This is a genomic window from Pseudarthrobacter oxydans (assembly GCF_013314975.1).
In the GTDB taxonomy this organism is placed as follows: Bacteria; Actinomycetota; Actinomycetes; order Actinomycetales; family Micrococcaceae; genus Arthrobacter; species Arthrobacter oxydans.
In genome coordinates this window covers 1-19,103 of sequence record NZ_JABTYH010000043.1, presented here as the reverse complement: position 1 = coordinate 19,103, position 19,103 = coordinate 1, and the positions used below count along the sequence as shown (strand labels likewise).

General features: G+C 65.1%; 24 protein-coding genes. 12 read left to right on the top strand and 12 right to left on the bottom strand.

All coding sequences use genetic code 11. The features are described 5' to 3' along the window. Positions 1 to 21 precede the first annotated feature (21 nt). The 3 genes from HTS88_RS20030 (at position 22) to HTS88_RS20020 (ending at position 3,322) form a co-directional block, all read left to right on the top strand. A complete protein-coding gene (locus HTS88_RS20030; protein WP_343045032.1) occupies positions 22 to 1,803 on the top strand; it encodes a DUF4012 domain-containing protein in 1,782 nt (593 codons plus the stop codon). 182 nt (positions 1,804 to 1,985) lie between these two features. Then, positions 1,986 to 2,591 (top strand): LPXTG cell wall anchor domain-containing protein, encoded by a 606-nt coding sequence (locus HTS88_RS20025; RefSeq protein WP_174181589.1) that lies wholly within the window; start codon positions 1,986 to 1,988, stop codon positions 2,589 to 2,591. A gap of 284 nt (positions 2,592 to 2,875) precedes the next feature. Next, a complete protein-coding gene (locus HTS88_RS20020) occupies positions 2,876 to 3,322 on the top strand; it encodes a VanZ family protein (protein WP_343045031.1) in 447 nt (148 codons plus the stop codon). 17 nt (positions 3,323 to 3,339) lie between these two features. Here HTS88_RS20020 and galU read toward each other — a convergent pair whose 3' ends face one another. From galU to HTS88_RS19965, 11 genes are all read right to left on the bottom strand, one after another. After that, positions 3,340 to 4,230: a UTP--glucose-1-phosphate uridylyltransferase GalU gene (gene galU / locus HTS88_RS20015; protein WP_174181587.1), complete on the bottom strand. Its 891-nt coding sequence runs from the start codon at positions 4,228 to 4,230 to the stop codon at positions 3,340 to 3,342. 9 nt (positions 4,231 to 4,239) lie between these two features. Beyond that, positions 4,240 to 5,049 carry an enoyl-CoA hydratase/isomerase family protein gene (locus HTS88_RS20010; RefSeq protein WP_174181585.1) on the bottom strand — a complete coding sequence of 270 codons (810 nt, stop codon included), beginning with the start codon at positions 5,047 to 5,049 and terminating at the stop codon, positions 4,240 to 4,242. A gap of 27 nt (positions 5,050 to 5,076) precedes the next feature. Then, positions 5,077 to 6,318 (bottom strand): 1,2-phenylacetyl-CoA epoxidase subunit PaaE, encoded by a 1,242-nt coding sequence (gene paaE / locus HTS88_RS20005; RefSeq protein ID WP_174181583.1) that lies wholly within the window; start codon positions 6,316 to 6,318, stop codon positions 5,077 to 5,079. Positions 6,319 to 6,327: 9 nt separating this feature from the next. Next, a complete protein-coding gene (gene paaD, locus HTS88_RS20000; RefSeq protein ID WP_174181618.1) occupies positions 6,328 to 6,861 on the bottom strand; it encodes a 1,2-phenylacetyl-CoA epoxidase subunit PaaD in 534 nt (177 codons plus the stop codon). An 8-nt stretch (positions 6,862 to 6,869) separates the two neighbouring features. Then, positions 6,870 to 7,730, bottom strand: coding sequence for a 1,2-phenylacetyl-CoA epoxidase subunit PaaC (paaC, locus tag HTS88_RS19995; RefSeq protein WP_174181581.1), 861 nt, complete (start codon positions 7,728 to 7,730; stop codon positions 6,870 to 6,872). After that, complete coding sequence (paaB, locus tag HTS88_RS19990) at positions 7,727 to 8,104, bottom strand: 1,2-phenylacetyl-CoA epoxidase subunit PaaB (RefSeq protein ID WP_104184541.1); 378 nt, start codon at positions 8,102 to 8,104, stop codon at positions 7,727 to 7,729. The genes paaC and paaB overlap by 4 nt, the downstream gene beginning before the upstream one ends. Further along, on the bottom strand, positions 8,101 to 9,105 hold the full coding sequence (gene paaA / locus HTS88_RS19985) for a 1,2-phenylacetyl-CoA epoxidase subunit PaaA (protein ID WP_174181579.1): 1,005 nt from the start codon (positions 9,103 to 9,105) through the stop codon (positions 8,101 to 8,103). The genes paaB and paaA overlap by 4 nt, the downstream gene beginning before the upstream one ends. Positions 9,106 to 9,438: 333 nt before the next feature. Then, positions 9,439 to 9,828 (bottom strand): CBS domain-containing protein, encoded by a 390-nt coding sequence (locus tag HTS88_RS19980; protein ID WP_174181577.1) that lies wholly within the window; start codon positions 9,826 to 9,828, stop codon positions 9,439 to 9,441. A 30-nt stretch (positions 9,829 to 9,858) separates the two neighbouring features. After that, positions 9,859 to 10,209, bottom strand: coding sequence for a P-II family nitrogen regulator (locus tag HTS88_RS19975; RefSeq protein WP_174181567.1), 351 nt, complete (start codon positions 10,207 to 10,209; stop codon positions 9,859 to 9,861). Further along, positions 10,206 to 11,693 (bottom strand): DUF1538 domain-containing protein, encoded by a 1,488-nt coding sequence (locus tag HTS88_RS19970; protein ID WP_174181565.1) that lies wholly within the window; start codon positions 11,691 to 11,693, stop codon positions 10,206 to 10,208. The genes HTS88_RS19975 and HTS88_RS19970 overlap by 4 nt, the downstream gene beginning before the upstream one ends. A 116-nt stretch (positions 11,694 to 11,809) precedes the next feature. Further along, positions 11,810 to 12,082: a cation:proton antiporter regulatory subunit gene (locus tag HTS88_RS19965; RefSeq protein ID WP_174181563.1), complete on the bottom strand. Its 273-nt coding sequence runs from the start codon at positions 12,080 to 12,082 to the stop codon at positions 11,810 to 11,812. Positions 12,083 to 12,251: 169 nt separating this feature from the next. Here HTS88_RS19965 and HTS88_RS19960 point away from each other — a divergent pair, with 169 nt between their 5' ends. The 3 genes from HTS88_RS19960 to HTS88_RS19950 all read left to right on the top strand — a co-directional run bounded on the left by HTS88_RS19960 (position 12,252) and on the right by HTS88_RS19950 (position 15,304). Beyond that, positions 12,252 to 13,274, top strand: coding sequence for a sensor histidine kinase (locus HTS88_RS19960; protein WP_174181561.1), 1,023 nt, complete (start codon positions 12,252 to 12,254; stop codon positions 13,272 to 13,274). A gap of 4 nt (positions 13,275 to 13,278) precedes the next feature. Further along, the gene (locus HTS88_RS19955; RefSeq protein ID WP_174181559.1) at positions 13,279 to 13,932 is read left to right on the top strand and encodes a response regulator; all 654 of its coding nucleotides are present in this window, start codon (positions 13,279 to 13,281) and stop codon (positions 13,930 to 13,932) included. Positions 13,933 to 14,194: 262 nt separating this feature from the next. Next, positions 14,195 to 15,304: a hypothetical protein gene (locus HTS88_RS19950; RefSeq protein ID WP_174181557.1), complete on the top strand. Its 1,110-nt coding sequence runs from the start codon at positions 14,195 to 14,197 to the stop codon at positions 15,302 to 15,304. 30 nt (positions 15,305 to 15,334) lie between these two features. Here the strand turns inward: HTS88_RS19950 and HTS88_RS19945 are convergent, their stop codons facing one another. Then, positions 15,335 to 15,724: a response regulator gene (locus HTS88_RS19945; protein WP_174181555.1), complete on the bottom strand. Its 390-nt coding sequence runs from the start codon at positions 15,722 to 15,724 to the stop codon at positions 15,335 to 15,337. Between the two features lie 752 nt (positions 15,725 to 16,476). On the opposite strand from HTS88_RS19945, the gene HTS88_RS19940 reads away from it, so the two are divergent. The 6 genes from HTS88_RS19940 (at position 16,477) to HTS88_RS19915 (ending at position 19,079) form a co-directional block, all read left to right on the top strand. Beyond that, the gene (locus HTS88_RS19940) at positions 16,477 to 16,950 is read left to right on the top strand and encodes an Asp23/Gls24 family envelope stress response protein (protein ID WP_174181552.1); all 474 of its coding nucleotides are present in this window, start codon (positions 16,477 to 16,479) and stop codon (positions 16,948 to 16,950) included. Continuing rightward, positions 16,947 to 17,138 carry a DUF2273 domain-containing protein gene (locus tag HTS88_RS19935; RefSeq protein WP_174181550.1) on the top strand — a complete coding sequence of 64 codons (192 nt, stop codon included), beginning with the start codon at positions 16,947 to 16,949 and terminating at the stop codon, positions 17,136 to 17,138. The genes HTS88_RS19940 and HTS88_RS19935 overlap by 4 nt, the downstream gene beginning before the upstream one ends. Then, positions 17,135 to 17,581 carry a hypothetical protein gene (locus tag HTS88_RS19930; protein ID WP_174181548.1) on the top strand — a complete coding sequence of 149 codons (447 nt, stop codon included), beginning with the start codon at positions 17,135 to 17,137 and terminating at the stop codon, positions 17,579 to 17,581. The genes HTS88_RS19935 and HTS88_RS19930 overlap by 4 nt, the downstream gene beginning before the upstream one ends. After that, on the top strand, positions 17,578 to 18,159 hold the full coding sequence (locus HTS88_RS19925; RefSeq protein WP_174181546.1) for an Asp23/Gls24 family envelope stress response protein: 582 nt from the start codon (positions 17,578 to 17,580) through the stop codon (positions 18,157 to 18,159). The genes HTS88_RS19930 and HTS88_RS19925 overlap by 4 nt, the downstream gene beginning before the upstream one ends. Further along, positions 18,156 to 18,761 carry a hypothetical protein gene (locus tag HTS88_RS19920; protein WP_174181544.1) on the top strand — a complete coding sequence of 202 codons (606 nt, stop codon included), beginning with the start codon at positions 18,156 to 18,158 and terminating at the stop codon, positions 18,759 to 18,761. Before HTS88_RS19925 ends, HTS88_RS19920 begins: the two co-directional genes overlap by 4 nt. A 120-nt stretch (positions 18,762 to 18,881) precedes the next feature. Further along, positions 18,882 to 19,079 carry a CsbD family protein gene (locus HTS88_RS19915; protein WP_174181542.1) on the top strand — a complete coding sequence of 66 codons (198 nt, stop codon included), beginning with the start codon at positions 18,882 to 18,884 and terminating at the stop codon, positions 19,077 to 19,079. The last annotated feature ends 24 nt before the right edge of the window (positions 19,080 to 19,103 follow it).

Sequence of the window (19,103 nt, the reverse complement as noted above, 5' to 3'; positions counted from 1 at the left end):
AACAGGCCAAGACAGCGTCGAGTGCTGAAAACACTCGTGGGTTTAGCCGTAGCGTTAGTGCTGACAGGCGCCGGCGCAGCTTGGCTAACCTCAAAGGCTACGAGGATTAGCACCGAACTGACTTCAGCAGCTTCGCTGATAGGGGCACTCCAAGCGGAGATTGCTGCAGGAGATAAAGACGCGGCGGCTTCCACGGTCGCCCAGTTGCGTTCACACACGTCTGCCGCTAAGGAAGCTGCTGGAGACCCCCTGTGGACCCTGGCGGCTAGCATTCCGGGCCTGGGAAGCAACTTCAGCGCCGTCGCCGAAGTAGCGCGTTCGGCTGACGATGTAGTCAACCTCAGTCTCGCTCCGCTTGTGAACGTTTTCGACACCTTGGACTGGAATGCTCTGCTTCCCAACGGATCGGGAACAGATCTAAAACCCGTTCATGCCGCTTCTCCGACCGTTACTGCGGCCGCTCACGTAGTTCGAGTCTCAGCTCAGCGACTAGACAGGATTGACGACAGGGGCCTGTTGCCCCAAGTGTCCGGGCCATTGGCTGAAGCGAGGGCTCAGCTAAACGAAGTCACAGGGGCACTAGATGCTGCCGCCGACGCGGCCGAATTAGCCCCCGAAATGCTTGGCATCGATGGGACGAGAAGCTACCTTCTTATCGTCCAAAACAATGCTGAAAGCCGTGCGTCCGGTGGTATTCCCGGCGCCTTAGCGATCCTTACCCTAGAGGATGGCAAGCCCGCTCTCGGCGCTCAAAGCAGCGCGTCCCAGGTGGGAACTATGAACCCGATTATTCCAACAGATCCGGAACAAACAGCGATCTATTCGCCCAGATTGGGCAAATTCATGCAAGACGCGAATCTGACTCCTGATTTTCCAACGGCCGCAAGCACCGTCCACGCCATGTGGGAGCGAAAAACTGGCCAGCGCGTCGACGGTGTTATTTCTATTGACCCAGTAGCTCTCAGTTACATCCTGGCCGCAACTGGACCCGTCCAGCTCAGCGACCCTGGACTGCTTAGGTTGGCCAACCTCGGACTGCCAACAGAGCTCAGGGGCGACAACGTCGTGAAAACACTGCTCTCGGACGTGTATGCAAAGATCGAGGAACCTAGTCTTCAAGACGCCTACTTCGCAGGTGTCGCCCAAGAAATCTTCTCCACACTTTCGAAAGGCCAAAGCGACGGTAAGAACTTAATTAAAGGCATTACTCGTGGTGTGGAAGAGCGCCGCGTCCTAATGTGGTCTAGTTCCAGCGATGAGCAGGCCACACTTGGGAAATACCAAGTGAGTGGATCAATCGCGGGATCTAGTGTTTCTCCAGCCCAGTTCGGTGTTTACTTCAACGACGGCACCGGCGCGAAGATGGACTACTACACCAAGCGCACAGTGCAGTTGATTAAGGAATGCCCGCGCGACGGGTACGAAGAGACAACTGTACGTGTCACCAGTACGAACACTGCACCAGCCGACGCAGCAACGTCCTTGCCGCCGTACGTGACGGGGGACGGTGTATTTGGTGTCCCGCCGGGATCGGTACAAACGAATATCGTGGCGTACGGACCAGCACAGGCCCACGTAGAGACAGCCAAACTGGACGGGCAGAAGACCGATTTTGCTCCCTACTTCCATGGCAACAGACCTGTAGGGGTGCTTGCCATTCGGCTGGCTCCCGGGGAAAGCCGGACCGTCGATTTCACCTTTGGCAAGATTGTCCAGCACACAGAACCTAACGTGGTTGTCACGCCGACTGTTCAAGATGTAAAGGACGTGACGTTGCCCATAGAAAGCGTTGCGTGCGGCTAGAAAGGTGGCCCGTGCGTTAACACTATGTAAACCGATTGGATTGACATTGCTCACAAACACGAGCAGATGGTAGCGTCTCTCTTGGGATCATTATCCGTACTTCCGCATAGGTCTCGTGTGGAGAGGAAAATTTCCTCACAATCGGGTACACCAAAAACTTAAACGTCTCCGGGGGGACACTCATGAAGAAAACACTCGCAGCACTCGCACTCGCTGGCTCACTCGCCCTTATTGGATCACCGGCCGTAGCAGCCGAATACCCGGCTCTCCCGCCGCAGGCCGCTGTTTCTGACGGGGTTGTTGGCCCGGGCGAAAGCTTTGTCTTCCGCGGCCAGGGCTTCCTTGCCGGCGAACCGCTGATCATCCGCGTCACGCCCGGCCAGCCGCCGGCAGCAGGTGGTGCCAATATCGCCGGCGGTACGTCCTTCTCCGCCAAGATCCCTGTGTTCCTGGCACCGCAGGAACTCAGCGCAACCGCTGACGCCCAGGGCGCTTTCGCCCTCCCGATCTCCATCAGCGAAGCAGGCACCTACAGCCTGACCGCTGAAGGCACTCAGTCCGGCGTCGTCGTTGGCCCCGTCACGGTCACAGTGGCAGCCTCCCTGGCCAACACCGGTGGCAACGCCGGCGGCGCTCCCCTGGCCAGCACCGGTGGTGCAGGCCTGGCCAACACCGGCGCTGACTCCGGCCTGGTCCTGTGGACCCTGGTGGGCGCAGGCGCACTGGCTGCCGGCGCAACCTCGGTAGTGGTTGTTCGCCGCCGCGCCAAGGCTGAGGTAGCTGCATAACAGCACCACCCAAGAACCACCGAAGAAGGTGGGTGTACTCCGGAAACGGAGAACACCCACCTTCTTCGTTTAACGTCTCAACACCCTGGGCCACCAACCGGGCGGCCTGGCTGTGGTATCAATATGAGCTATGGGGAGACATTGGCGAAAAGCACCGCGGCAGTACGGCATCTCAATTCCCCTCCCCGGCCCCCAAGTGCTCCCCTACGTCCTTCTGGCACTGTTGGCGGCTGCCGCCCTGGGCACCGCAGCGTTGGCCCTTCTACGGACTTCCTGAGGGCCGTGTGAAGCAGCTCGAGAACTCCAGACTATGGCGGCTGGTCCTCATCGCCATGCTGATCCCTTTGGCATTTATCGCCTTTTGGCCGAGCCCCGTGGACCAGCCGGTTCAAGGTCAGCTCGCTGCCGTCCTGAAATTCCTTTACCGCCACGGAGTTCCGGCCTGGTTCAATTACAGATTCGTGGAAGCGTCCGCCAATGTGGCGCTTTTTGTCCCCGTTGGGCTAGTAAGCTCTCTGGCTTTTCCCGGCTGGCCCTGGTGGAAAATCGGCGCCTTCGGACTCCTAATCTCCTGCTGCATGGAGCTGGGCCAGCTGCTGTTTCTTCACGACCGTTTTCCAAGCCCGCTTGACCTTGTGACAAACACGTCAGGCGCTGTCATTGGCGCCCTCTTGGCTGCAGCAGCCCTTAAACGACTACAGGCCCGCCGCCTTCCGGCAGCGGACCTGTAAGAGGTCTGTGGCGTGGCTTAGTTCACGAAGCCCTTCATCCAGGTCTTCAGGTCCTCACCGAACTCCACCCGCTCCGATGCGAGGGTGATGACGGCCTTGAGGTAGCTGAGCTTGTCCCCGGTATCGAAGCGGCGGCCTTTGAACACCACACCGTACACGCCGGAGCCTTCACCCTCCCCGGCGGCCAGGGTCTGCAGCGCATCGGTCAGCTGGATCTCATTGCCGCGGCCCGGTTCGGTCTCCTCCAGGATCCCGAACACGGCCGGGTGCAGCACGTACCGGCCGATCACGGCCAGGTTGGACGGCGCATCCCCCACCGCAGGCTTCTCCACCAGGCTGTTCACCCGGACATAGTCCTCGCCGTCCACCGCTGTGATGTCAGCGCAGCCGTACGCGCTGATCTGCGCCGGATCCACCTCAATCAGGGCGATCACCGAACCGCCGGTCTTCTGCTGCACCTCCATCATGGTGGTCAGCAGGTCCTCGGCCTCGTCAATGAGGTCATCACCCAGGAGCACGGCAAAGGGCTCGTTGCCCACGTGCTGGCTGGCGCACAGTACCGCGTGGCCCAGGCCCTTGGCCTCGCCCTGGCGGACATAGTGGATGGGTCCAAGCTCCGAGGCGTACTGCACGGACTCCAGCTTGTCCTTGTCCCCCTTGAGCTCCAGCGCGCGCTCCAGGCCCGGCTCCCGGTCAAAGTGGTCTTCCAGGGAGCGCTTGTTCCGTCCCGTGATCATCAGCAGGTCAGTGAGCCCGGACTTGACGGCTTCCTCCACCACGTACTGGATGGCCGGCCGGTCTACCACCGGCAGCATTTCCTTCGGCATTGCCTTGGTGGCGGGCAGGAAGCGAGTCCCCAATCCGGCAGCAGGAATGACGGCTTTGGTTATTGCTTTCCCCGTTGTCATAGCTGAACCTTACAAATCAGCGGCAGGCAAAGGCAATTTCGCGCCTGTGAATTTCGGCTCACGCTTTTCCTGGAAAGCCCGGAAACCCTCGGCATAATCGTCCGTGGTGCACAGGCGCGCCTGCTCGGCGTTCTCCTCCTGCATGGCCTCCCACAGCCCCAGGCGCTGGTCCCGGATGTGCGCCACCAGCTCCTTGCTCGCCACAAAAGCGCCGGTAGCACCGGAAGCAACCCGGTTCACGATCCCCCGCGTGGTCTCCAGCAGCTGGTCCGCCGGCATGGCCCGGCTGAACATCCCCTGCGCCACAGCCTCCGCGCCGGAAATCAGGTCCGCCGTGTAGATCAGGTCCAGCGTCCGGTGCATGCCCAGCCGCTCGGTGAAGTACCAGTGCCCGCCCGAGTCCAGCGTGGCCCCCAGCTTGGCAAACGGCGATCCGAACTTGGCGTTCTCCGCCACGTACACCACGTCCGTGGCCAGCAGCAGCCCCAGCCCCACGCCCAGGCACGCCCCGTGGGCCGCCGCGAAGGTAGGCGCCGGGAATGCGGCCATCTTCTTCAGCAGCGGCTCCACCAGCCCGCCCAGATACGCGGCGGCGTCGTCGCTCTCCGGCGTCACGTTCTGGATGTCCCGGCCCGCGCAGAAGGCGCGGCCTTCTCCCCTGAGCAGCAGCGCCCGCACCTTCCCACTCTCGGCGGCGGCAGCGGCGTCGTCGTACGCCTGTGTTAAATCCGCCAGCGCCTGCTCGTCCAGCGAGTTCAGCTTGTGCGGTGCGTTCAGCACCACCTCGGCCACGGCGTTGTTGATGGAGAGGGAAATCATGGAACTCCTTGTTTGGGACCGGTAGGGCTAGACGTCGAAGTCGACGGTGACTTCCTTGCTGGTGGGGTGGCTCTGGCACGTCAGCACGTACCCCTTGTCCAGCTCATCCTGCTCCAGCGCGTAGTTTTCGTCCATGGTCACGCTGCCGGTGACCACCTTGGCCCGGCAGGTGCCGCACACTCCCCCGGCGCACGCGAACGGCACGTCCGGGCGGACCCGCAGCGCGGCGTTGAGGATGGACTCGCGGGCGTGGGTGGGGCTGGCCACCTCGCCCTGCAGGCCGTCCAGCTTGAACGTGATCTTGTACGTCTCCTTGGACTCGTCCACCAGCACAGGACGGCCGGCGTTGCCCTCCGGCTTGTCCGGCTTGCCGGAGGTGAACAGCTCGAACCGGACGTTCTCCGGCTTCACGCCGCGCTCGGCCAGGGTGTCCCGGCACAGCTGCACCAGCTCGAACGGCCCGCACAGGAACCACTCGTCCACATCGTCCGCATGGATGGCGGTGCCCAGCAGCTGCTGCAGCTTCTCCGAATCGATCCGGCCGGAGAGCAGCGGCGCGATCCGCTGCTCGCGGGAGAGCACGTGGTGGATGGCCAGCCGCTGCGGGTACTTGTCCTTCAGGTCCGCGAGCTCCTCCAGGAACATCACGTCCATGGCGGCCTTGTTGGCGTAAATCAGGTCAAACCGGCACTCCGGGTTGGCGGCCAGCAGCGTCCGGGCGATGGCGATCACCGGGGTGATGCCGCTGCCCGCGGCGATGGCCACGAAGTTCGCTTCCCCCTGGGAGGCGACGTCCCCCGCCAGCTCCTCCGGGTTGTTCATGGAGTTCATCCGGTTCTGCTCCACGGCCTGGCCGTCGCGGCCGTGCCGGGACACGAACGCGCCCATGGGGCTCATGACGTCCAGGGTGTCCCCGGCCTTAAGCTCGGCGTTGGCCCAGGTGGAGAACAGCCCGCCCAGGTCCTTCTTGATGGCCACGCGGATCTCGCTGGTGCCGTCCTCGAAGCTGCGCGGCTCGGCACAGATGGAGTAGCTGCGGCGGATTTCCTTCGGCTCGCCGGTCTCGTCCGGCAGCGTGGTGCGCAGCGCCACGTACTGGCCGGGCAGGTAGTCGAACTGGCCGGCAAGCTCCGCGGGCACGTGGAAGGACACCTCGATGGCATCGTCAGTGAGCCGGCGCACCTCCTTCACGGCCAGGGTGTGGAAGGACGGACGACGGCGGCCGGTGGCCTGCGCCTCCTCGGCGGCGGTCTGGCGGACAACAGGCATGGGGCTTCCTTACAGCACTTTGAAGTAGTCGAACGGTTCCTTGCAGTCCTGGCAGACATAGAGCGCCTTGCAGGAGGTGGAGCCGAAGCGGGTGAGTTCCTTGGTGTTGAGGCTGGAGCACTGCGGGCACTTGACGGCCATGGTGAGTCGGATGGGGCCGGCGTGCCGTGCCGCATTGGATTTCCCCGTGGGCGGGGCGATGCCGTACTCCTGCAGCTTCTGCTTGCCGGCCTCGGTCATCCAGTCCGTGGACCAGGCGGGGGCGAGCACCAGGTCCACTTCGACGTCCGTGTAGCCCTCCTTTTCGAAGGCGGTTTTGAGGTCGTCGCGGATGGCGTCCATGGCCGGGCAGCCCGAGTACGTGGGGGTGATGGTGACCTTGACGTGGTCAGTCTCGTGTTCCTTCGTCACTGCGACGTCCCGAAGGATGCCCAGGTCCTCGATGCTCAGTACCGGGATCTCCGGGTCCACCACGGTGGCGGCGATGTCCCAGGCCTTCTGCCGCGGCGTCTGCGTCCGGGATTCAAAGTCCGAGATGTACATGGCGGCGGTCACCAGCTCGCTCCGGGGTGCTCGCGGGCCAGCACCTGCATCTCGGCCAGGATGTAGCCCAGGTGCTCGGAGTGCCTGCCCTGCCGGCCGCCGCCGGGTGCTGCCGGGACGTCCGGAACCTCCAGCCCGGCCTCAGTGAGGACTTCGCCCGTCAGCCGGTCAAAGTCCTCTTTCAAAGAGGAAGGCGCGACGGCGATTCCCGCCTCGGCGAGCCGGCCCGTCAGGTCGTCATCGCGGAAGAGTTCCTCCACGTACGGCCACATGATGCGGAAGCCGTGGATCATCCGCTTGCGGGATTCCTCCGTGCCGCCGGCCAGGCGCAGGACCCACTGGGCGGCGTGGTCGCGGTGGTAGTCCACTTCCTTCACGGCCTTGGCGGCGATGGCGGCCAAGGTGGCGTCCTTCGATTCGGTCAGCCGGCTGTAGAGCAGGAACTGGTAGTAGCTCACCACGAACTGGCGGGCGATGGTGGCCGCGAAGTCCCCGTTGGGCTGCTCGAACAGCTGCACGGAGCGGAACTCATGCTCGCGGCGGAAATAGGCGAGGTCGTCCTCGCTCTTGGCCGAGCCGTCGTCGTTCACCATGGCGCCGCCGGCGTAGCTGAGGAGGGAGCGGGCGTGGCCCAGCTGGTCCAGGGCGATGTTGCCCAGGGCGATGTCCTCCTCCAGCTCGGGGGCGCGGGAGATCCAGTGGCCCAGGCGCTGGGCCAGGATCAGGGCGTCGTCGCCCAGGCGCAGCGCGTACTCGGCGGTGTCTTCGCTTGGTTTCGCGAGGCCGGTGCGGACCTCCAGTGCGATGTCCTCGGGGCGGAGGGCGTTGCCGGGGGTGATGCGGGTGGCGCTGGCGTTGGCTTCGCTCACAGGTGCTTCACTCCCTCGCTCTTGGTGTAGTACGTGGCGTGGCGGTAGTCCTTGCCCTGGGGGGACTCGAAGAACGCGCCCTTGGAATCGGGATCGCTGGCGGCGATGGCGTCCGCGGGGACAACCCAGATGGAGACGCCCTCGTTGCGGCGGGTGTAGAGGTCCCGGGCGTTGCGCAGGGCCATGGCGGCATCCGGTGCGTGCAGGGAGCCGGCGTGGACGTGGCTCAGGCCGCGGCTGGACCGGACGAAGACCTCCCAGAGGCCCCAGGCGTGGTCCGTGTGTTCCTGCGGCTTTGGGGATGCCTTGGGGGCTTCGCGGTTGATCTCGGTGGCGGAGCTGGCGGGTGCTTCCGGGTTCCCGTGGGGGCTCATGCTGCGTATTCCTTCTGCTTGTTAAGCTGCTTGGCTGCGTAGGCGGCGGCTGCCTCGCGGACCCAGGCGCCGTCGTCGTGCGCTTCCCGGCGGCGCTCAAGGCGCTGGGAGTTGCAGGGGCCGCGGCCGGCCAGGACCTCGTGGAACTCGTCCCAGTCCAGCGGGCCGTGCTCCCACTTCTTGGTGTCCTCGTTGAAGCGGATCTGGTCATCCGGGAGGGTGAGGCCAAGGACCCGGACCTGCTCCACCATCATGCCCACGAAGCGGCTGCGGAGCTCATCGTTGCTGAAGCGCTTGATGTTCCAGGCCATGGACTGCTTGGAGTTGGGCGAATCGTCATCCGGCGGGCCGAACATCATCAGGGCCGGGGCGTACCAGCGGTTGACGGCGTCCTGGGCCATCTGCTTCTGGGCGGGGGTGCCGTTGGAGAGTTCCAGCAGGATCTCGAAACCCTGGCGCTGGTGGAAGGACTCCTCCTTGCAGATGCGCACCATGGCCCGGCCGTAGGGGCCGTAGGAGGCGCGGCACAGCGGGACCTGGTTGCAGATCGCTGCGCCGTCCACCAGCCAGCCGATGGCACCCATGTCCGCCCAGGTGAGCGCGGGGTAGTTGAAGATGCTGGAGTAGCGTGCCTTGCCGGCGATCAGCGCGTCCGTCATCTCGTCCCGGTTCTGGCCCAGGGTCTCGGCGGCGGAGTAGAGGTACAGCCCGTGGCCAGCCTCGTCCTGGACCTTGGCCATGAGGATGGCCTTGCGCTTCAGGCTGGGGGCGCGGGAGATCCAGTTGGCCTCCGGCTGCATGCCGATGATCTCCGAATGCGCGTGCTGGGAGATCTGGCGCAGGAGGGTCTTGCGGTAGGCCGGCGGCATCCAGTCCTTCGGTTCGATGCGGGAGTCCTCGGCGATGACGCGGTCAAAGTTGGCCTGGCCGTCCGCTTCCGCCGTTTCGCTGGTTCCAGCCGTTAGCTCGACCGGCACTGACTGCAAGTTCTGGGCTGCCATGGTTGCTCCTATGCAAAGACCGTCTGGGACGTGCGGAATTATTTACCGACCGTTCGTTCAGGATATGCGGAACCGCGAGGGCCCGTCAAGCGTTGGCCCGCACAACTCCCGCCCACCCCTTGCGACGCTCTCTCACTTGATGCCCCCATTTTCCTGACGCTCTCTCACTTGATGCGGACTTTCCCCGGACGCTCTCTCACCTGCCTGCGGGTGGTGCGCGCCGCCGTCGTGCGTTCCTGCTCCCGGCGTCTGTGCCGCCAAAGTCTGCAAGTGAGGCTGTGACGCCCACCTGGCGGAAAGCAATGGTTTGGATCTATCAGGTGGTCGCCGCATTCAGGTCAGTTCCTCCATGAGCCGGGCGAGGATGTCATTCATGGCGAGCAGGCCAACGAGCTGACTGCCTTCGACCACGACGAGCCGGCTGAGATGGTAGCGGCTCATCAGGGCCGCTGCCTGGCGGACGGACAGGTCCTCGTTGACAGTGATGGCGGGAATCGTGGCTGCGTCGTAAACGTTCAGGAGATCCACATCTCCGTCCTGGGCAACGACGGTGTCCAAAAGTTCCCTGTAGCTCAGCATGCCGTACGCGTCATGGGCGTGCTGGCGCTCCACCACCAGGCTCTTGACCTGGCGCTCCTTCATCATCGACAGCGCCTCCCGCAGGGTGCTGTAAGGGGAGATCGTGACGACCTCAGGGACCATGACATCTTTGACGGTCAGCATCTTTTCCTCCTCGTTAGGTGCGGACAGGGCTCAGGCGCCCTCGCGGCGCAGGTGCTCCTCGAATCTGACCACCTGGCGCATGTCGATCCCGGTCAGGTGCTCAATCGGGATCGCGAAGGCCAGGCCCCGGGATCCAGTCCCTTTGACCAGTATTTGGTGCAGTTCCTTCAGGATGGGGGCCGTCAGGTGGGTGCCGACGACCATCAGCAGCACTGATTGCGTGCCTTCGAAGGTGAGCCCAAAGAATGTCTTCCTGGCCTCGCCTCCGATGCCCTTGCCGGGCAGGATGGTCACGCCCGTGGCCCCGGCCCGCTGCGCATGTTCAATGACCCTGTCTTCAAGCTCATCGGGGGCAATCACGATGACTGCTGTGAATTTCATGCCGGTCTGCTCCTTAGAACGGGAACTCTCTCCATCACCATGGCGTACACCATGACCGCGATGACAGGGAAGATGGACGCATAAGCGATCAAACCAAACCCGTCGATCAGCACGTCCCTGCCCTCCACGGCGGCGGCAAGGCCTATTCCGAGGGCGGTTACCAATGGAACGGTGACCTCCGACGTCGTCACACCGCCCAGGTCAAAGGCCAGCGCGATGATGTATTTCGGGGCGAAGAACATCAGCACGATCGCGATGGCGTAGGCCGCCATGATGAAGTAGTGGAACGGACCACCCACCAATATCCGGTAAACACCGAAGCCGATCCCCAGGCCTACACCAACAGCGACAATGACCCGGACGGCGAACGCGTTGATCTTGCCCGGTGACGCGTCCTGCGCCTGTTCCCCGATGGCCACCAGGGCAGGTTCGGCCATGGTGACCGCGAAGCCGATCAGCAGCGCGAAGAGCAGGATCAGGGCGGGGGCTCCCTGCTCGATCAGCTGCTCCGCCATCAGGGTGCCGAGCGGGAACAGCCCGAGCTTGAGTCCGATTACGAAGGCATACAGTCCCACCAGGACCATGATGAAGCCGACGATGACCCGCAGGGGGTGGGGCAGCCTGCGCCGCAGGGCGACCCATTGAAAGAACAAGACGACGGCCACGATAGGAAGGACTTCCCGGAGCATTGACGCGAGTCCAAGGATCATGCCGAGCACCCAACCCGTTGCATCCTCCCCGGCGTCAGTCACCGGCGGAGCCGGCGGCCCGGCAGAGCCGAAGGTGTAGACCCAGATACCGTAGAGCTGGACCCCGATCATGGGCACCATTACGCACAGGGCGACCAGGCCAAAGCCGTCCGCGAGCAGGCTGCGTCCCCGGATGGAATTTGCCAGCCCGAGACCGATCGCGGCGATCAGTGGGACACTGACGATGTTGGTGGTAACCCCGCCTGAATCGTAGGCAAGGCCAATGATCTCCGGCGGGGCGATATAGGTGAGTCCCAGCGCTGTCGCGTAGCCTGCGATCAACAACTTATATACGGCCCAGCCCCGAAGAACGCGCAGGACGCCCAGGATCAAGACCAGACCCACCGACACCGCGATGACGAAACGCAGCACCAGCGCGTTGATCCGGCCGGCGCTGACCAGCTGGGCCTGCTCCGCGACAGCGATCACCGCCGGCTCCGCAACGGAAGCCGCGAAGCCAATGGCAAATCCAAAGGGCAGCAACAGCCCCAGGGCCCCGCTCCGGACAAACTGATTCGCCAGGTTCTTACCTACCGGAAAGATACTCAGATCCAGGCCGTGCAGGAACAGGGCAATGCCTACAGCCACAACCAGAAGGCCTGCCACCAGCTCCAGGGGGCCATCGGGCATGGACCGGAATACCAGCAGCTGGAACACCAAAACGACGACTACGATCGGTAAAAGGTTCCTGAGCGCCTTGAGGAACTCCCCGGCAAATCGACTGAGATGCTCCATCGGGTCCTTTCCTGGAAGATCCAGCGAGTAACGCGCCTGTCAGCTCGCCTCTCCAGCCCAGTCGAAGCTATTAGCCACGGCTCCAGCGGTGTCCCCGGGTTCCCTGTCCATGATCGTTATTTCCAGCTCCCTGCCAGCCGGGCGACCCGGCGTTCAAGTTCAGCGATCCGATCGGTGAGCGGCTGGCTGTGCAGAAGCTCGGCAACCTGATCGGCTTCGTCCTCCTCGAGCACGATTCTTGCCACGACCCGGTCGGGCTCGGCCTCGTCGTACACGAAGATTTCACGCCTGCCCAGACGGTCGACGAGAATGCGGAGTTGCTGGCCATCGCGGGTCCGGCAGTCATGCAGCAGGCCAGCGCCCGGCACTGTGGAATGGGTGGTCTCCATGGGGCCCTCCGTTCCCTGGTTTCTTTAGGGTGGATCCAGTCTCCCTCCGTGATCAGTGAGGTGCCATTAGGCCTGACACCCATTTCGGAGCGACAAGGGTGCGTGCTTCCGCAGCCTGTGGGTGCGGGCCCTCATGGACAAAGGACGCAGGCCGCGTAAGGCTAGTCGAATGCGGACTCCGCTCGAAACGAGGGCCGCCGGCGCAACAGTCGGCCTGCCCCCGAAAGGACCGGCGCAGTTGCTGTTCTGGCGACTGTTCATCATCAACGGTTTACTCTTTGCCATCGGCACTCTCGTTCTGGCGCTCTCCCCAGCAACGGTGTCATCACCCGTCCTGCTGACTGAAGTGCCGGTCCTGATCATCGGACTGGCCCTCATCCTCGCCGCGAATGCCGCCCTGGTGCGGGCAAGTCTCGCGCCGCTTGACGCGCTGACGACCGTCATGCGCCGGGTGGGCCTGCTGCGGCGCGGCGGCGACCGGGCAACCACTGAAGCCGGTAACGGCGACCTCGGGCACTTCATCCGCACCTTCAATGAAATGCTGGATCGGCTCGAAGCCGAAACCAGCGCGAGCAGCGCCCTCGCCCTGGCCGCGCAAGAGGGGGAACGTCAGCGGATCTCGCGGGAACTGCACGACCAGATCGGCCAAAGCCTGACCGTTGCGCTACTCAGCCTCAAGCGAGTTGTCGACCGGTCGCCCGACGATCTGCGCGAAGAGAGCCTCGTCGCCCAGGAAGCGGTCCGTGCCAGCCTGGAGGAGGTCCGCCAGGTCGCGCAACGTCTCCGCCCCGGCGTCCTCGCGGACCTCGGCCTGCGTAGTGCCCTGACCTCGCTGGGCACCGAGTTCTCCCGCTCGAGCGGAATCCCGGTGAACTGGGGGATCGCCGACAAGCTTCCCGAGCTCAGCGGGGACGTCGAACTGGTCCTCTACCGCATTGCCCAGGAGGCACTCACCAACGTCGCCCGTCATGCCCACGCGACACAAGTCGATTTCACGCTCACCTCATCCACGACCGGGCTGACCCTGCGAATTAGTGACAACGGGCAAGGCGGCGACCTCCCCGAGGGCGCAGGCATCCGCGGAATGCGCGAACGGGCCATGCTCATCGGCGCCGAGCTCACAGTCTCCTCCCGCCCGAGCGGGGGAACCGACGTCCGCCTCCTCGTTCCCGGCGCCGAGGCAAGGAACTGAACCGATGGGCGCACCCACCCGCATCCTCCTCGCCGACGACCACGCCCTGGTCCGCCGCGGACTCCGCATGATCCTCGACGCGGAAGAAGACCTCACCGTCGTCGCCGAGGCCGCAGACGGCACAGAAGCCGTCGATGCCGCGACCGCCGGCGGGATTGACCTCGCCATTCTCGACATCGCCATGCCCCAGATGACCGGCCTCCAGGCAGCACGACAAATATCGCGGAGCGCACCCAACGTGCGTATCCTCATCCTTTCTATGTACGACAACGAGCAGTACTTCTTCGAAGCGATACGTGCCGGGGCCTCTGGCTATGTCCTCAAGTCGGTCGCCGACCGCGACCTGATCGAAGCATGCCGGGCATCGATGAGAGGAGAGTCGTTCCTCTACCCTGGCGCGGTCACCGCGCTCATCCGCGACTACCTCGAACGCGACCGACGGGGCGACCGGATGCCGAACAGCATTCTCACGCCTCGAGAGGAGCAGATTACGAAGCTCATCGCAGAGGGAAACTCCACCAGGGAAATCGCCGAGGCCCTCAGGATCAGCGTAAAAACCGTCGACCGCCACCGGGCTAACGTCCTGCAAAAGCTCGGCCTGCGCGACCGGCTGGATCTCGCAAGATTTGCCATTCGCACCGGACTCATAGAGCCGTAAGGGGACCGAACCGGCAATGCCAGCTATCTGGTTGGCCAGGGAGGGGCGGAGAAGAAGCGCGAAAAACGGATCCGGGCCGCAGGCTTTGCGGTGGTGCGGGGAATGGGCTGACCTCATGGAGCCGGGCAGGCTGGAACGCATGCTGGCGGCGGCCGGCGCGCTCCGCCGTCGAACGCGCTCCACCCGCAAGCGTACTCGGGATGCGCAGTAACGCGGCAGTAACGGGCAGGGGGTTCTGCTTGCTGTGGTGGGAGGTGGTGGCGTGGTCACAAAACATAAACCAGCAGCTAAACCTCCCTGGTACAAGCGCACCTCAACATTCATCATCGCCGCAGGTGCATTGGCGGCCGCGATTCTGGGCGTGCTGAACCTCTGGGACAGGATCTTCCCGCCGCCGGACGAAGACGTGGCACGGATCGAGTCGATCCACATCATCAAGCGCACTCCGCTGACCGGCTTTGCTCCGGAAGGGATCGGCGGGCTCCTGCCCCTGACCGCCGTTCCGGAGGCTGCCTCGGCGGGGCAAATTTACGACGACGGCGGGCTGGCCAGGGCGGGTGCCGCCGACGTGCCGCTTCCGGCGGGCCAGGAGGCGGCGGCCACGCCCCGGTTCACGGGCTTTGAACAATTCACCATGCGTCCGCTTCCCACCGTGCGGCCCGTCCCGCGGCCCACCTTCCTGACGTTCACGCCCGCGCCGACGCCCACGACCCCCACGCCGACGCGGACGACGGCGACGCCCAGTCCCACACCCACCGGCACCTCTACAGGGACGGACAGTCCGTCGCCGACACTGAGCACCACGCCCGCCGGCATCCTGACCGTCCTCCCCGAACCCTCCATCCGGCTCCTCGGAGAGATCCCGCCCCTGACCGATGAATACATCAGGGAGATGTCGAATCACTATGCGCTGCGGGACGTGGTTCCCCCCGCCGTCGTGTATACAGCCCACGCCATGGTTATCGAAACCATCGACGAAAACGGAGAAACCGTGCCCCCGGCACAGGTGGCTCTCAGGCTGGCCGCGGCGCTGCAGGAGGTGGAGTCAACCAGCGGCCCGCAGGGCGCGGATCCGCAGGGCTGGAGCGTGGCCGTCAGGGTAGACCTCCAGGGACTCGCAAATGTCCCCCTGCTCCTGACTTGGTCTTTGGACGGCTTGGATGTGCCGGACAGCTGGCAGGCCGAAAAACTCGCCTACAGGGTGGTGGGAGCCACGCCCCACGACGCCGGGGTCGCCGAAATCTGGGTGCCCGATCTCAAACGCCCTGGCAGCTACAACGTCAATATCAAATTGTCGTACGCCGAGACCGGGCTGATTGCCGACTGGCGCCCGCTGGCACTCCCTGACACAGGAGTTACCCAGGGCGGCTGAGCGCAGCAACTGGCGCGGCGTCACTGATGCTCAAATGCGAGCGCCGGGCTGCACACGGGTTAATTTCAGGGCCGTTTCCCCCAGTGTGCTGGGAAGGAAAGGCTTCGTCAGATACGCAGCGGCTCCGGCTGCCAGCCCGGCTAGAACGTCGTCGTCTTCTGCCCTGGCCGTGAGGAAGAGCAGAGGTGCCGGGCTTAGCTTCCGCAGTTCAAGGCTAAGGTCCCGTCCATCGATGTCCGGCAAGCCCAAGTCCAGGGTGATCAGGGACAGGGTGGCACCGGCCGCGGCGGCTGCGGCTTTCCCCTCGGCTCCTGATCCGACGGCCAGCACCTTGAACCCGGCACGGGTCAACACGGCGGTAATCAGTCCGCGGATATCAGAGTCATCTTCAATGACCAGGCAGACCTGCTGTTCTTCCACTAAGCCCCCCGGCTCTTGCTAGTTTGTGGCAAGTTTACGACGTGCAGGCCCGGGCCGGGGCCGCATTGCGGGCGCCCGCCCATGTACACCGCATATTCACCGTAAACCCCGGGCAAAAGGCCCGCGCATGCGTGTGATAGGGCTGTGGTCGTTTCGCGGAAAAACAGGCCCGGGCGGACAATAACGCCTGCAAAGCAGTTCGGCCCGCCTTCCTGAGCCGGGAGGCGGGCCGCGCTGATCGCAAACAGGCGCTAGAAGCGGTTGCGCGGGGGCCGCGCCGCCTGGCCTGCGCGGCCGGCCTGCTTGGCTTTCCGGGCCTGCAGCACCTTGCTGATGATGGTGGGCAGGAAGGCAATGAGCAGTTTCTTCATGGCGCTGGTCCTTTCGTTGATGTTCCGCGGTCCCGCTGGAGGGATCGTCGGGGCCCGGGGGAAGCCGCCTGATCCCTGCAAGTCGAGATAGTAAGCATGGTTACTAAATAGATCCTACGCACAGTGGCTGCCCATCGCGCAAGGTGCAGCACCGCGCCCCGGCCCAACTAGGTAGCAGCAGATGCTGTTATGGGGCCTCATAACGACATGTGCTGCTACCTAGTTGGGCCGGGAGGCACCATGGCGGGCGCCGCCGTCGGAAGCACCCCGCAGAAGTGTGGCGCAGCTCACACCCCTTTCTGCGTGAGGTTTGGCGGCCCGGCTGCGTCTTATCTGCACAGGCGCACAACAGCGCAGGTTCAACAAAGAGGAGTGATCGCTTTGACTACCCAGACGCAGACCCCCGCAACCGTCGCCGCCAAAACCCCGTCGTCCGGGGTGGCCGCCCCCGCCCAGCCCAAAGGCAAGGACGGGCGCGGCGCCACCACCGTTGACGACGCCGTGGTGGCAAAGATCGCCGGCATCGCCATCCAGGAGATCGACGGCGTCCACGCCCTCGGCGGCGGAGCAGCCCGTGCACTGGGCACGCTCCGGGAAAAAGTGGGCCAGAAGGACCTGACCCAGGGCGTCAGCGTTGAGGTGGGGCAGACCCAGGTGGCCGTTGACGTCACCCTGGTGGTCGAATACCCGCACCCTCTCCAGGACGTGGCGGACCGCGCCCGGGACGCCGTCTACACAGCCATCGAGGACCTCGTGGGCATGGAGGTGACCGAAGTCAACATCACCATCACCGACATCCACGTCCCCTCCGACGACGCTGACGACGACGCCGACCAGGAGCCGAGGGTCGCGTGAGCCCGGCAGTAACAGGCACCGCCGCCGGGGCTGTCCTGGCCTTGGCGGCCCTCGCCTTCGGCTTCTGGGGATTCCTGCTCACCGCCCTGTTCATGGGGACCGGCGCGGTGCTGGGCCGCGCCGCCCAGGGCACGCTGGACGTCGGCGCGGTCATGGACGCCCTCCGTGGCAGGCGCTCTTCCCCATGACTCGCCGGGGCTACAACCGGATCTCGCCCGCGGCGCTCCGGCACACCCTGGAGACAGTTGCGGCTGATGCTTTCGGCGTCCCCGGAAAGAACGTTGAGGCAGATCTCCGGGATGACGGTGGCACATTGGGGGCCGCCATCTCGGTAATGCTTCCCCTTCCGCCGCTGCTGCAGCCGAGCCCCGGCACGGGCACACCGCCTGCAGCGGGCACGCTGTTCGAGCAGACGCGGGCGGCACGGGACACCATCCTGCGCCGGGGTGCCGACCTCAGCGGGCTGCTGATGGGAACGGTGGACATCACGCTCACCGGCGCCCGGCAGCCGCACCGGACCAGCAGGGTCGACGGCGGTCCGCACCAAGGCGGCCGCCGCGGCGGTCCCCAACGGGAACCGCACCGGACGGGTCCCCAACAGGAACACCACGAGGAAAGGAGGCCGGCATGAACAACCAACGGCTTATCCGCCGCATGGTGCGGCGGGAAACCCACTCGTCCCGGGCAGCGGCATCGGTCCTGGCCGCAACTGTCCTCCTGGCGCTGTGCCTCTGGCTGGCCCTGGAAGCAGTCCTGATGATGGCCGGTGTTCCCGCACTGCTGGCTTCCCCCGGGGACACGGGACGGTGGCTGGCCGGGCTCCCTGCCGCCACCATTCCTGGCTGGCTGGCTGCCGCCGGCGTGGGGATCGCGCTGCTCGGAGTGGTCCTCATTGTTGCCGGCATGGCCCCCGGGCGCCGGCCGCGCCGGGCCCTGGCCAGCGACCGCTGCGCCGTGGTGGTGGACGACGACGTGATCGCCGCCGCCGTCTCCCGCACCGTGCAGCTCAGTTCCGGGTTTGCTCCGGGCCAGGTGACCACCACCGTGGCCGGACGCTCCGCCCGCGTCCAGGTGCGGCCGACGTCGGGCCTTGCGCTGGACGCCGGCGCCCTTACCGCCGCTGCCAGCAGCGAACTGGCGCGGTACGGACTGGCCACGCGCATCACCCCAGCGGTGCGCGTGGCCAGCAGCGGGGCGGTGGGGCAATGAGGAGAACCAACCGCGCCCTCAACCGGACCCTGCTGATCGTGCTTGGACTGCTTCTGGCCGCTGGAGGTGCGCTGGTGGCGGCGGCCGGGTTCCTGCCCACCGAGGCGGACGCCTGGGCTGCCACCGCGTCCACGCTCTTGGGCCAGGCATCCGCCTTGCTCAGTAGCGCCCCGCTGCCGGGACCAGTCCGCAGCTGGTGGGCTGTTGCCTGGGTGGGCGGCCTCCTTCTGGCCGCGGCGCTGTGCGTCGCATGGATCGCGTCGCAGGGCGGCGGCCGGACCAGGAGGCTTGCGCAGGAGGACGACGGCGGCCGCGGCACCACGGTGGTGGACGTCGGGCTGGTCTCCGCGGCGGTAAAGAACGCCACGGCGGACAACCGCCTGGTGGTTGCCACGGCAGTCTCCGCATGGGAACTCCCCCGCACAACGGGGCTCCAGCTGCGGCTCCAGGCACGCCAAGGCGCCTCCCCCGGCGATCTTGCCGGGACGGCGGAGGACCTGGTGACAGGAATTGATGCCTGGTTGGGCGATCAGATCCCGGTCCTGGTCCGAATCACCAGCGGCGCCCGGACCGCCACGGCACGGCGGGGCAGGGTGCAGTAGCCCCTCCCGGCCGTTCCGGACACGTCTTCTGCACCACCAGCTGTGCTCCACGACCTTCGCTCCACCCCGCTCTAACCGAAAATTCGCCGCAGCCGCGGTGATGGACGAAAGGAAATGACCATGGGAATCGACGACAAGGCAAACAACGCAGTGACCAACCACGTGGGCGCCGCCAAGGAGGCCACGGGCAAGCTCACCGGCAACGAACGCCTGGAGCGGGAGGGCCAGCAGGACCAGGCCGAAGCCAAGCTCAGGGATGCCGGGGAGAAGGTCAAGGACGCCGCCCGGAAGCTGAAGGACGGCTCCAGCAAGGACTGATGCTCCTGCGCCGGGGAGGGCCGG

Coding starts and splice junctions, on each gene's coding strand:
- HTS88_RS20025 (WP_174181589.1), top strand. CDS start 1,986: ATGAAGAAAACACTCGCAGCACTCGCACTCGCTGGCTCACTCGCCCTT.
- galU (WP_174181587.1), bottom strand. CDS start 4,230: ATGACAACGGGGAAAGCAATAACCAAAGCCGTCATTCCTGCTGCCGGA.
- HTS88_RS20010 (WP_174181585.1), bottom strand. CDS start 5,049: ATGATTTCCCTCTCCATCAACAACGCCGTGGCCGAGGTGGTGCTGAAC.
- paaE (WP_174181583.1), bottom strand. CDS start 6,318: ATGCCTGTTGTCCGCCAGACCGCCGCCGAGGAGGCGCAGGCCACCGGC.
- paaD (WP_174181618.1), bottom strand. CDS start 6,861: ATGTACATCTCGGACTTTGAATCCCGGACGCAGACGCCGCGGCAGAAG.
- paaB (WP_104184541.1), bottom strand. CDS start 8,104: ATGAGCCCCCACGGGAACCCGGAAGCACCCGCCAGCTCCGCCACCGAG.
- paaA (WP_174181579.1), bottom strand. CDS start 9,105: ATGGCAGCCCAGAACTTGCAGTCAGTGCCGGTCGAGCTAACGGCTGGA.
- HTS88_RS19980 (WP_174181577.1), bottom strand. CDS start 9,828: ATGCTGACCGTCAAAGATGTCATGGTCCCTGAGGTCGTCACGATCTCC.
- HTS88_RS19975 (WP_174181567.1), bottom strand. CDS start 10,209: ATGAAATTCACAGCAGTCATCGTGATTGCCCCCGATGAGCTTGAAGAC.
- HTS88_RS19970 (WP_174181565.1), bottom strand. CDS start 11,693: ATGGAGCATCTCAGTCGATTTGCCGGGGAGTTCCTCAAGGCGCTCAGG.
- HTS88_RS19965 (WP_174181563.1), bottom strand. CDS start 12,082: ATGGAGACCACCCATTCCACAGTGCCGGGCGCTGGCCTGCTGCATGAC.
- HTS88_RS19960 (WP_174181561.1), top strand. CDS start 12,252: ATGCGGACTCCGCTCGAAACGAGGGCCGCCGGCGCAACAGTCGGCCTG.
- HTS88_RS19955 (WP_174181559.1), top strand. CDS start 13,279: ATGGGCGCACCCACCCGCATCCTCCTCGCCGACGACCACGCCCTGGTC.
- HTS88_RS19930 (WP_174181548.1), top strand. CDS start 17,135: ATGACTCGCCGGGGCTACAACCGGATCTCGCCCGCGGCGCTCCGGCAC.
- HTS88_RS19925 (WP_174181546.1), top strand. CDS start 17,578: ATGAACAACCAACGGCTTATCCGCCGCATGGTGCGGCGGGAAACCCAC.
- HTS88_RS19920 (WP_174181544.1), top strand. CDS start 18,156: ATGAGGAGAACCAACCGCGCCCTCAACCGGACCCTGCTGATCGTGCTT.
- HTS88_RS19915 (WP_174181542.1), top strand. CDS start 18,882: ATGGGAATCGACGACAAGGCAAACAACGCAGTGACCAACCACGTGGGC.